Source organism: Argonema galeatum A003/A1 (genome assembly GCF_023333595.1).
Lineage (GTDB): Bacteria > Cyanobacteriota > Cyanobacteriia > Cyanobacteriales > Aerosakkonemataceae > Argonema > Argonema galeatum.
In genome coordinates, this window is sequence record NZ_JAIQZM010000021.1 from 103737 (window position 1) to 115159 (window position 11423).

The following is an 11423-nucleotide window of genomic DNA, read 5'->3' on the forward strand; positions in this document are numbered from 1 at the left end:
ATTTGGAAACAGGGTCGGAACTGTTTACTTTTAATGGTTATAGCGGTTGGGTAAGAGCAGTCGCCATCACACCGGATGGGAAAAAAGCGATTTCTGGTTCTTATGACAAAACTCTCAAACTGTGGAATTTGGAAACAGGGAAAGAAATTGCCACTTTCACTGCTGAGTATCCAATAAATTGCTGCGCGATTGCATCGGATGGAGTGACAATTGTGGTGGGTGAAAAATGGGGACAGGTGTATTTTTTGCGCCTGGAAGGAATAGAAAAATAACCATGAACACCACACCTCTATCCCCAACTACCTACCCAACCGAATTTAGGCAAATAATTAGCGAAAAAAGCGCTAATTTTGTCGGTCGCGAATTCGTCTTTTCTGCCATTAACAACTTTCTTTCTCGCCAAAACCGAGGTTACTTTACGATTCTCGGCGCACCCGGTAGCGGCAAAAGTGCAATCCTCGCCAAATATGTGAGCGAAAATCCCCAAGTTATCTATTACAATGCGGGAGTTGCGGGAAAAAATCGCGCTGAAGAATTTCTCGCGATTGTTTGTAGTGAATTGCTGCGGCGAATCGGGAATGGGAACGCATCAGAGGAGAGTTGGTCGCTTTCTCTGTTACTTCAGAAAATCAGCGATTTACTATCACCCGATGAACGGTTGATAATTGCCATTGATGCTTTAGATAGGATTGATGCTAACCACCAACCCCCAGGCACAAATTTATTTTATCTGCCCAGATATCTACCCGATAAAGTTTATTTTATTCTGACTCGTCGCCCGTTTTTGCGTGAGAAATCTGGTTTATTAATTGAAGCACCTTTTCAAATTTTGGATTTGTCAGCATACCCGCAGGAAAATCGGGAAGATGTGCGAAATTATATCAATACTTACCTTTCCGCAACTCCAACTCCCCCCTTCTTAAGGGGGGTTGGGGGGGATCTCAATATCAATCAACAAGAATTCATCGAACAGCTTATCGCCGAAAGCGATAATAACTTCATGTATCTGAGTCAAATATTACCTGTTATTGCTGAGAAATTGGTTGCAGGGTCTTTGGGTGAGGAACTCAAAAACCCGTTTTCTCCTAAAGAAACCGGGTTTCTTACCCCAGGTTTAGCAGCATATTACCAAAATCATTGGCAACAAATGATAGGTAATACTTTGGATGCGATTGAATTAGCCGTAATCAAGATTTTGTCGCAGCAAAAACAACCAATTTCAGCAGAATTAATTGCAGAAATGATAAATGAAGATGAATATGATGTAGAAGAAGTGTTGGAAAATTGGCGGGAATTCTTACATCAGGAAATAATAAGAGGAGAAAATTGTTATAGTTTTTATCATTCTAAGTTTCGGGACTGGCTGAGCCAAAATACCTCACCCTGAAGGGTGGGGCTATACAAACAAAGCCTGCCTTCGCAGGCTATAAGAACGGAAGCCCACCTTCGTGGGCTTGGTATGTGTAGCCCCACCCTTCAGGGTGAGGGCGTTTGAAAAAAATGGCGAAGGTATTGTTGAAGAAACCGGGTTTCGCGTACCTACGCACCTGAAAAGCGCGGTTAGTCTAGATTCCAGTTATTAGGGGCAGTTATTGCAGGATATTGACGTAATCTAGATGCTGAGCGCTATTCGTTTTCCTCTCAAAATATTTCAAAATGTAACAAATAATGACCCTAACATCCTCAATTAACAACAGTCAGCGACTTCAACTCGCTCCCTTGGAAATCCCGACTCGTCTGCTGCTTGGCCCAGGCCCCTCCAATGCCCATCCAGCCGTCCTGCAAGCGATGAATACTCCCCCCGTAGGACACCTCGACCCGGCATTTCTGGCGCTGATGGATGAGATCCAGAGCTTGCTGCGCTACGTTTGGCAGACGGAAAACCCGCTCACGATCGCAGTTAGCGGTACGGGAAGCGCCGCAATGGAAGGAACGATCGCCAACGTCACCGAACCGGGCGATGTCGTTTTGGTTGGTGTCAGCGGATACTTCGGCAATCGCCTCGTCGATATGGCGGGACGATACGGCGCGGACGTGCGAACCATTACCAAACCGTGGGGACAAGTCTTTACCCTAACCGAATTGCGGACAGCGCTAGAAACTCACCGTCCGGCTATCCTGGCTTTAGTCCATGCGGAAACATCCACAGGGGCGCGTCAACCTTTGTCAGGAGTGGGTGACCTGTGTCGCGAATTTGACTGTCTCCTGTTGCTGGATACGGTAACCAGTCTGGGCGGCGTTCCCATATTTCTAGATGAGTGGGGAGTCGATCTAGCTTATAGTTGCAGTCAGAAAGGGTTGGGTTGTCCTCCCGGTGCTTCCCCATTTACGATGAGTCCCCGTGCAGTAGAGAAATTACAGCAACGTCGCAATAAAGTTGCCAACTGGTATCTGGATATGACGTTATTGTCTAAGTACTGGGGAAAGGAACGCATCTATCACCACACAGCCCCCATTAACTTGTACTATGCTCTGCGGGAAGCCCTGCGTTTAGTTGCCGAAGAAGGTGTGGAAAACTCTTGGCAGCGTCATCAAAAGAATGTGGAGTATCTTTGGCAGGGATTGGAAGACTTGGGACTCTCCCTCCACGTCCAGCGAGAGTTTCGCCTGCCAACCCTAACTACTGTCTGCATTCCAGAGGGTGTAGATGGGAAGGCAGTATCGCGCCAGTTGCTTACTGAATACGGCATTGAGATTGGCGGCGGACTTGGGGAATTGGCGGGTAAAGTTTGGCGTGTGGGTTTAATGGGTTTCAACAGTCGGAAAGAAAATGTCGATCGCCTTTTAGAAGCATTACGCCAAGTTTTACCCAAGTAGTGAGATTTTGTTGGGTCTTTCGGAATTATTATGCTAATGTTCAAAACGAACATTTTGTAGTAGCACGGCATTATCAGTATGTCGGTCATACCAAGATTTTAATTAGCTGTGCTACTACGACCGCATATTTGACCCGAAAGAACCACTTTCGTAGGGTGCGTTAACGCAGTGTAACGCACCTGTAGCAATCCTAATAAGGCTATCGTTTTGCGGCTGATAGCAGTCCCGCTATATTTGGGGTAAGAAGCAGATTAACGGGACAGCTACTCTTTCTTCCTCTACAGAGCTTCATTTAGCTTCTTTGCAAAAGTTAAAATATTATTTTCTTTCGCTCTGTTTATTGGCATTGGTTCACGATTCAGACGAATCTCAATAAGAGTAGTTGTAAAAGGGCAGAAAAATTTCACTTCTGCCTTAAGAAGATGATCTAATTTCAATTGTGCATCCCATCTTCCATTTGACGGTTGTAGATCGCCATCTACTGTAATTTTTCCACTGCCATAACCGTAATACGCAACAAGGCTAGTTCCCGATGAAACAATCAACTTCATACATAATTCAGAAAGGCTTTCTAGCTTCTGTTTACTTAGATTGACATGAAAGCATCGCAGACTTTTGTCCCGAGCATAGGTATGAACGTGTAAATCTGACTTTTCATCCAACCAAAATTCTTTTCCATCTTTATCCTTCATAAAAAACTGAACATTCCATTCTGTGACTGGATCGAGACGCTCATCTACAACACGAATAATAAACTGTTGCCATTCTTCCCATTTATCTCCTTTTTCATTTTTCAGGCTCTCCATATGAGCTTTAGCCTTAGCTGTCCATCTGCCAAAACTGTCTCGATCAGAAACATCTAAAGCTTGTACCACCAAATCAACCAAATCTTTGCTAGGGCTGTTCAGAATTGTCTCGTGATTATGGCCATCAACTAGCACCAGTGGAATATCAATCTGGTGTTGGGGATGTTCGTCTGGTTTGCTTCGTTCTTTTAAAGCCTTGTCTTTGTTTTGAGATGGATCTTGCGTCAAATCTACAATAAATTTGCGGGTGTTGAGAGCGCAACCTGCCCATCTGACAGTACCATCAGACCCAGGAGTATTAGCTAATCCGCTAATTCCGTCATATCCCTTATTACCACAGAAAACAAACACATAAGGGGTCGTGTCATCTTCGCTATAGTAGGGTTTATGTTCAGGTTTATCTTGGGCAGAGCCAATCAAGTCAAGATGAGCAAGATCCCAAATGAAACGACTACCTAATTCAAGATTATCCAAAATCAGATTGCCAGCTTCCATAAAATCAGGCCCAAGTATTTGATTTCCCTTCATAACCGAACCAAGCCAACTTCTTCCTTTATGGGCTAAAGGAGAGCCAAAAGTTGCTGGTGCTAATCCAATCAAGTGTTTAAGGCGACTACGACGACTGACATCAGCAGCATAGGCGTAAGTAGTTAACCAAGCGCGAATAACCAGCATTCCAGTTGAATGAACAATGGCATCAAATTCTTCATCTTCAATATAGGAGCGAAGCACTCGATCAAATGCTTCAGCAATATCTTTGATGGTTATCTCATTAGTAAGAGATTTATAGCTAGCTGTATGGATGACTATAACATCTGTGTTTTTGTAGTGACTTTCAAGTTTTTTTTCCCATTCACTAAAAGCCGTTGAATTAGCTGAGTAACCGTGTATGAGAACAATGGGGCGTGGCATAACTTGGTTTTAACTCTTTAATTTTTACGTGATTTCGACAAGGCTAGAGAATAGCAGGAGATAGGGCAACTAAGCCTTTTGGGTTAATTATTTAGGCGTTGCTGATTCAAGGTATGAATCGATGGCTGACACTCTCGATGGCTGTGTCAGGATTCCGCTTTCATCATACCGTCATTCAGCAACGCCATTATTTAATACTTCATCAGTTATCATTATCAGGATGATTCTCCTTACAATTTGCTGACGGGGTGACAACAATGGGTCAACCCCTTACTGCGTGAGGGGTTGACCCATTGTTGTCGAAAAAAGATAGGTCTGCTATTCTCAATAAGACCTAATTAATGAAAATAATGAATTTATAGGCAAGAATGAGCAAGAATTCGGCAATTTTATCAAGCTCTAGGCTGTAGAATTCTCTGGAGACGGTGCGTTACGCGATCGCTAACGCACCCTACTGCTAGCTTTACTTGTGCCGAATGTGGTCGTAAATCCCTACATACTGAGTGCCGGGATGGTTCCACGAGTAGTCATACTCCATGCCCTGAAGTACGAGTTTGCGAAACTCTTTGGGATATTTGTACCACAAACCAATTGCCCGATCGATCGCAGATTCCATAGCTTGATAATCTGTCTGGTAGAACACATAGCCATTGCGTTCCTCTGGCGGTTTATTTTGGTCGTAGTCGCGATCGAACACAGTATTGACAAGACCGCCTACTCCCCGCACGATCGGCACAGTTCCATATTTCAATCCAATCATCTGCGTTAGCCCACAAGGTTCGTAGTTGCTGGGGACGATAATCATATCGGCACCTGCATAGATTAAGTGAGCTAATTCTTCGTTAAAACCAATTTCCATGTGGCAATCTGCGTTATCGTTCAGATGCTGTTTTTCGTGCCAGAAATGGGTGTTAATTCCCGGTTCTGTAGCTGAACCCAACAGCACAAATTGCGCTCCTTGACTTAGCGTGTAATAAATGGCGTGATGAACGAGATGAACGCCTTTTTGATCGTCTAACCGACCGATGAAGCAAATAATCGGTTTATTGACATGATTCAGCCAGAGGCGTTCGCGCAGGGCTTTTTTGTTCTTGGCTTTTTCTTCTAAATCATCCTTACTGTAGTGATAGGGAATGTAGGGATCGACTTCTGGATTCCAGACCTGATAATCAATGCCATTGAGAATGCCGCCAAATTTGTGTTGCTGTTTGTGCAGGGTGTAACCCAAACCACAACCAACGTCTGTGAAACGCGCTTCCCAAGCATGATGCGGCGAAACCGTGTTGACAAAATTCGAGTAGACGATCCCTGCTTTCATGAAGTTTAACGCCGTTTCGTTCCCATCATCGCGCAGGCGATCGACATCGTAGTAGTATTCCTGCCGATACAAACCTGTCGCCGTAAGCACATTCGCACCGGCTATCCCTTGATGTTTAAAGTTGTGAATCGTATAGCATACCCGCTGGTTCTCCATCCCGTGATGTTTATAAATCTCGTAAAGCATGACTGGAACTAAGCCTGTTTGCCAGTCATGGCAATGGATAATATCAGGATGCTTGTTAGTTCTGTGCAGAAACTCTAAAGCCGCTTTGCTGAAGAAAGCAAAGCGCAAATGGTCGTCTAGGCAACCGTAGTAACAACCCCGGTTAAAAAAGTTATCGCCCGATTGGGGTTCGATAAAGAAACATAGCTGTCCGTGTACCCAGCCACAATCCACAGAACAGGTAATCGCGCCGCCATCCCACGGAACCTCCAAGTCGCGATAGGCGTTATGAAGCCCCCAAATATGGTCATAGCGCATACAATCGTACTTTGGCAGAATAATTTCTACCCCATGACCCCGAATTCCTAACTCTCTACTCAGCCCGTAAACAACATCGCCCAAGCCTCCAGCTTTGATGACAGGAGCGCATTCAGAGGCAATTTGTACGATGTACATCCTTTGTCCTCACCTATATTAATCTTCACCTTTACAAAAGATAATATTTTATGGCGATCGCGTAACTTAGCCATTCGGAATAAAGGAAAGTTTTATTGGAGCATGGGGCAATGCTGGATGCGATCGCAGATAGAGTAGCATACTTCGTAGGGTGCTTTAGGCTCAAGCCGTAACGCACCTCAAAGATCGGGACAACGCTACGAATCGGTTTTAAGGGTTTTTGGCGTAAAAGCCTAATTCTGGAAGTTAGCTTATGGATATAAGGGCCGATCGCCATTTTGAAACCCCTGCCAAGACATTTTCAGATCTTGTGGCGCTCGATATTCAGTATCGTAAACCACTATTACATTAGTCAAGTTCCGTCCCGCTGGCAACAAAATCCTTCTTTTCCGAGCTAAAGCAACAGAAGCACCCCCATCTAAATTCATCGCTTCCATACAACCAATAGCCTTCATAATCTCAGCTTCTTGTTGCAAAGATAAACTTTGCAAAAAAGTCACCAAAAATAGTTGTTGTTTAGATGCCGGAAATCCGATCGCACTACGCGCACCAACACCCAGTACATGGGAATCTTTGAATCCTTCTGACAAAGGAGAAAGCCAAACTTTCCCCTGTTTGACCAATCTCGGCCCGCAAGTAAGAGAAAACCAATGTTCGTTCCACTGCGGTTGACCTTCTGTGCGTGCTGTAACCATCTCCAATTCATTGCCAGCTTTTATTCCCAAAGTAGTACCGTAATTTTCCCAGCGGCTATATTTGAGAAATTTCCCCCCCGCTACCATGTTACCCAAAACAGCTTTTTGAGTATCTTTACCGAAAAAAGTGCCGCTGACAATTACAGCTGCTTTATAGCGCTCGACTAGCTTCTCAAAAGCTTCATCGCCGTTGGTCAAACTTGCAGTATTAGCAAAAGTTGCGTTATTTGCTAATCCGGTAGTAATAAAAGTTTCCGGGTCAGTCATATCGATTGTGGTTTGATAAAAACTGACACCGCCTACAGTTCTGCGGCTAAATTCTAAGGGTCGTGCTTTTTTGGGCGATATTTTCGTTAATTGGGATTTGCCTTGATGTCCGAAAGGCTCAATATTAGGGCTATCTTTTTCATTTATAATCAGCGGTTGAGGAGTAGGGCTGATTTGTGCGATCGGACCCTTATTAACTGGTGGCGGAATTACATCTGGATCGTTTGTTGACCTGAAAGCTAGAACTTTTTGCCAGATTTGACTCAAAAGTTTAACAGTTTTGTCCCGATGTTGTGGAACTGAAAAGTATTCAGTTAAAACTTGAGTCGCCGCCATACCGAACAGGAATAAAAAAGTCCGCCGCAGCATCTTCTGGCAGCCACTTGCTTGTTGGGGTTTCGACATAAAAATTTCCTTAATTAAGACAAACGTTTTTCGCTACCATAGACGATCGCACCCTAGATAAGCAAACTTATGATGAAGAACGAGTAACTCGAATCAGTTTACCGCTTAATGTTTCCACCAAAGAAATAGCCTCATCAATCCTGACATAAAGTGCCTAAAAATTCCACAACTGGGAATTGTTCATCTGCATAGAAACGCGCCATTATTCAAGCTTCCTCTTGCCTTCGTATCGACGCTTCAATTTCATCATAATGTGCATCAGCATAAGCGAAAGCATTCACCAAGTCTGCGGCACTAAGATCTGGATGACCCTCAAGGATTTTTGCATCATTCGCACCATCGCGACGATAACTGACTAGCAACCAAACAGGAATCCGAGTCAGTCTGATACAGGCGTCACCACCCATTACGCCGGGAGTCTTATTAATTTCAGGCCAGTTGTTGGCTAAACTTGAAGTTAATATTTGTAGTGCCTGAACTTTTTCATCAGGAGTTAAAGAAACGAGTTGTGTTTCCAACTCTTTAAGAGTCATAGCTTACCTCCAAATTCTCCACTTTTAGAGCCGATCCGAAAAATCATTTAGCCGCTGTCCTTCATCTGCGTTTATCTGCGTTTATAGCAGTTCTCAAGTAAGTGAGGTACGTAGTTGGGCTTTAGCCCTCTTAATTTAGTGGTTATATAAGCTGTCAGTCATAAGCTGCTACGCATCTAATTTCACAGTCAGTTTTTCTGAGCTTCTTGTGGGATGGGCATCCTGCCCGTCCTTGTATTCGATTTAGATGCGTAATAGCTTACCTCACCTACCTTATAAGGGCTATATCTGCTTCCATCAGCGGTAAAAAATCTCCAAAACTGACTTTTCGGATCGGTTCTGAATCGATCACAACTCTCTTCTCCCTTCCAAAGCACGTGCCAAAGTCACCTCATCCGCATACTCCAACTCGCCACCCACAGGTAAACCAAACGCAATGCGCGTCACCTTTGTAAAAGGCTTCAACAACTGACCCACATAAAGCGTCGTCGTCTCGCCTTCCACACTGGGAGTAATTGCCAAAATCACTTCTTTAGTTTTCTGCTGACTCACCCGCCGCACTAAGGGCGAAACATTCAACTGTTCTGGGCCAATACCATCCATCGGAGAAATTACACCGCCCAGGATGTGATACTTACCGCTATATTCTCGCGTTTTTTCCAAAGCGATCAGATCCCGCGAATCCGCTACCACACAAAGAGTGGTATTATCGCGATTTGGGTTGCGGCAAATCTCGCAAACAGGCTCAGCAGATAAGTGAAAACACTCTTGACACAAACCAACTTGTTGTTTAGCCTCAATCAAAGCTTGGGCTAGCGCCTGGACTTCATCTTCCGATCGCTTGAGGATATGTAAAGCCAAGCGTTGAGCCGTTTTAGGGCCAACACCGGGCAGGCGTTGTAATTGCTCGATCAAACGAGCTAAAGGGCGTGTGTAAACCGTGGTACTGCCTCCGAATCCGTCCTTTTCAATCATAAAGAAAGCGATCGCCATCTGGAGGGCGTTTGTGGTTATTCTAAATCAACCTTTAGGGGTGTAATTCTTATGCGGAAGAATGATATAGGGATTAGTGTCACTCCAATTGACATGAAGGAAACTACGTGCTATGGAAACTTTGGTTCGATATACTCGTCGATATAGCTAGTAGCAAGTGAAAGTTCCTTAATAAGCAATTCAGTCTATTGCAAGGCTTTGAGGCCAATTTTATTTCATTTGCTCAGCATAGAACACCAATCCAAAAATGGAGAAATTTAATATGGTTAACCGTTTTTCAGTCATTGCTACCGCTTTTGCGATTAGTATTGGCACGGTTTTCGCTGCTGGCATCCCAGCCGAGGCGCAGCGAATTGTAACTTGTCAAAGTAATAATCGCGAGCGGACTTTTTGTCGGGTGAATACAAATGGCGGCGTAAGACTCGTTAGACAGCTCTCTAACAGCAGATGTAACGGGAATTGGGGCTATGACAGGAATCGTATTTGGGTGAGGAATGGTTGCCGAGCCGAGTTCTCGGTTGGGAGTCGCCGGAACGACCGATACAACCGCAACGATCGATATAACCAGAACGATCGATATAACCAGAACGATCGATATAACCAGAACGATCGATACAACCGCAACGATCGATACACACGGTAAATGATTAGGGCGATCTGGGAATCCCCGACCTCTTAGAGGTCGGGGAGCAATATTTATAATACTACTGGGACAATCTTACTTTAGAATGAGAAAAAAGTACGCGATCGCTCTGACCAATTGTGTGACATGACTGTAGTACCGGGGCAACCTCTAAAACCAAGACAAGTTGTAGGGGGACATTACCGAATTATTCAACTGCTAGGCGCTGGTAACTTTGGCGATACCTACCTAGCCGAAGATTTGTATGCAATGGAAAGAAAGTGTGCCGTTAAACGCTTCAACTTTGTCAATAAGGATTCACTAACTTTTGACAGAGCTAAAGACTTGTTTGAACGGGAAGCATCAGTCCTACTACAGTTAAGCCAACCCCCAAGAAATGACCAAATCCCACTTTTTTATGCTTATTTTGAAGAAAATAGACAATTTTACTTAGTCCAGGAATTTATTGAGGGACATCCCCTGAGCGATGAACTACAGAAAGGAAAAAAGCTGAGGGAAGGGCGAGTGGTCGAGATCTTGTCAGATGTGCTGCCAATTTTAGAATTTATCCACTCTAAAGGTATCATCCACCGCGATATTAAGCCGGAAAATTTGATGAGGCGAAACCGGGACGGCAAGTTAGTCCTGATTGATTTTGGTGCTGTTAAAGAAGTACTGGCGCAATCAGCAACTAGCAGACCGCAAACAAGACCAACTGTAATTTATATAAAAGGCTATACTCCTAAAGAGCAACTTCAAGGCGAACCAAAACCTAACAGCGATATCTATGCGCTGGGAATGACAGCTATCCAAGCACTAACAGGATTAGATCCAAAAGATTTACCAAAAGATAGTCGCTTAGGTGAAGTCATCTGGCGGAACAAAGCGCAGGTTAGCAACGGACTGGCACAAATCTTGTCCCTTATGATCCGCGATGACTCTTGGCAACGCTATGAATCAGCGCAGGATGTCATAAATAAGCTACAAAAGCCGAAAAAAAATGGGCGAGTAACAGGTAGACCAAGAAAATCTGCAATTATATTCAACCTAACTGAATGGTTCAGAGCTAATCCGCCTAGTCATCCCCTTAGAATATTAGCATTTATAGTAGTTGTCGGAATAGTTATTTTTCTAGTTCTTCCGATCGTCAAAAGCTCATTAAAAATAAATTGCGGCCCTTTGAGAGCCTTGGATGAGTGGTGTCCTTGGGAAGAACAAAGTCAGCCGCTAAATTCAAGTTTATCAGGCTAAATGCGATCGCCCGTGCAATAGACATCTCCTTTCAAAGAATGTAGAGACGTTGCTCCTTTCAAAGAATGTAGAGACGTTGCTCCTTTCAAAGAATGTAGAGACGTTGCTCCTTTCAAAGAATGTAGAGACGTTGCTCCTTTCAAAGAATGTAGAGACGTTGCTCCTTTCAAAGAATGTAGAGAC

At 44.1% G+C, this 11423-nt stretch carries 11 protein-coding genes; 5 read left to right on the plus strand and 6 right to left on the minus strand.

Features of this window, described 5'->3' with window-relative positions; translation table 11 throughout:
• The 3 genes from LAY41_RS20790 to LAY41_RS20800 form a co-directional block, all read left to right on the plus strand.
• Window positions 1-272 (plus strand): WD40 repeat domain-containing protein (locus LAY41_RS20790; protein ID WP_420840334.1); only part of this gene is annotated, 272 nt, incomplete at its 5' end.
• Window positions 273-274: 2 nt separating this feature from the next.
• Entirely contained in the window at window positions 275-1387 is a 1113-nt protein-coding gene (locus tag LAY41_RS20795) for an AAA family ATPase (RefSeq protein WP_249102507.1), read from the plus strand.
• 281 nt (window positions 1388-1668) lie between these two features.
• Complete coding sequence (locus tag LAY41_RS20800; protein WP_249102509.1) at window positions 1669-2817, plus strand: alanine--glyoxylate aminotransferase family protein; 1149 nt, start codon at window positions 1669-1671, stop codon at window positions 2815-2817.
• A 278-nt stretch (window positions 2818-3095) separates the two neighbouring features.
• Here the strand turns inward: LAY41_RS20800 and LAY41_RS20805 are convergent, their stop codons facing one another.
• From LAY41_RS20805 to recR, 6 genes are all read right to left on the minus strand, one after another.
• Window positions 3096-4535 carry an esterase/lipase family protein gene (locus tag LAY41_RS20805; RefSeq protein ID WP_249102510.1) on the minus strand — a complete coding sequence of 480 codons (1440 nt, stop codon included), beginning with the start codon at window positions 4533-4535 and terminating at the stop codon, window positions 3096-3098.
• Between the two features lie 463 nt (window positions 4536-4998).
• Window positions 4999-6474 carry a glycogen synthase GlgA gene (glgA, locus tag LAY41_RS20810; protein WP_249102511.1) on the minus strand — a complete coding sequence of 492 codons (1476 nt, stop codon included), beginning with the start codon at window positions 6472-6474 and terminating at the stop codon, window positions 4999-5001.
• Between the two features lie 31 nt (window positions 6475-6505).
• Window positions 6506-6751 carry a hypothetical protein gene (locus tag LAY41_RS20815; protein ID WP_249102521.1) on the minus strand — a complete coding sequence of 82 codons (246 nt, stop codon included), beginning with the start codon at window positions 6749-6751 and terminating at the stop codon, window positions 6506-6508.
• On the minus strand, window positions 6726-7841 hold the full coding sequence (locus LAY41_RS20820; RefSeq protein ID WP_249102523.1) for a phosphodiester glycosidase family protein: 1116 nt from the start codon (window positions 7839-7841) through the stop codon (window positions 6726-6728). Before LAY41_RS20820 ends, LAY41_RS20815 begins: the two co-directional genes overlap by 26 nt.
• A 206-nt stretch (window positions 7842-8047) precedes the next feature.
• Window positions 8048-8374: a DUF433 domain-containing protein gene (locus LAY41_RS20825; RefSeq protein ID WP_249102527.1), complete on the minus strand. Its 327-nt coding sequence runs from the start codon at window positions 8372-8374 to the stop codon at window positions 8048-8050.
• Window positions 8375-8722: 348 nt separating this feature from the next.
• On the minus strand, window positions 8723-9349 hold the full coding sequence (gene recR, locus LAY41_RS20830; RefSeq protein ID WP_249102533.1) for a recombination mediator RecR: 627 nt from the start codon (window positions 9347-9349) through the stop codon (window positions 8723-8725).
• Between the two features lie 280 nt (window positions 9350-9629).
• Here recR and LAY41_RS20835 point away from each other — a divergent pair, with 280 nt between their 5' ends.
• A complete protein-coding gene (locus LAY41_RS20835) occupies window positions 9630-10010 on the plus strand; it encodes a DUF3011 domain-containing protein (protein WP_249102535.1) in 381 nt (126 codons plus the stop codon).
• Between the two features lie 126 nt (window positions 10011-10136).
• Window positions 10137-11240, plus strand: coding sequence for a serine/threonine-protein kinase (locus LAY41_RS20840; RefSeq protein ID WP_249102536.1), 1104 nt, complete (start codon window positions 10137-10139; stop codon window positions 11238-11240).
• The last annotated feature ends 183 nt before the right edge of the window (window positions 11241-11423 follow it).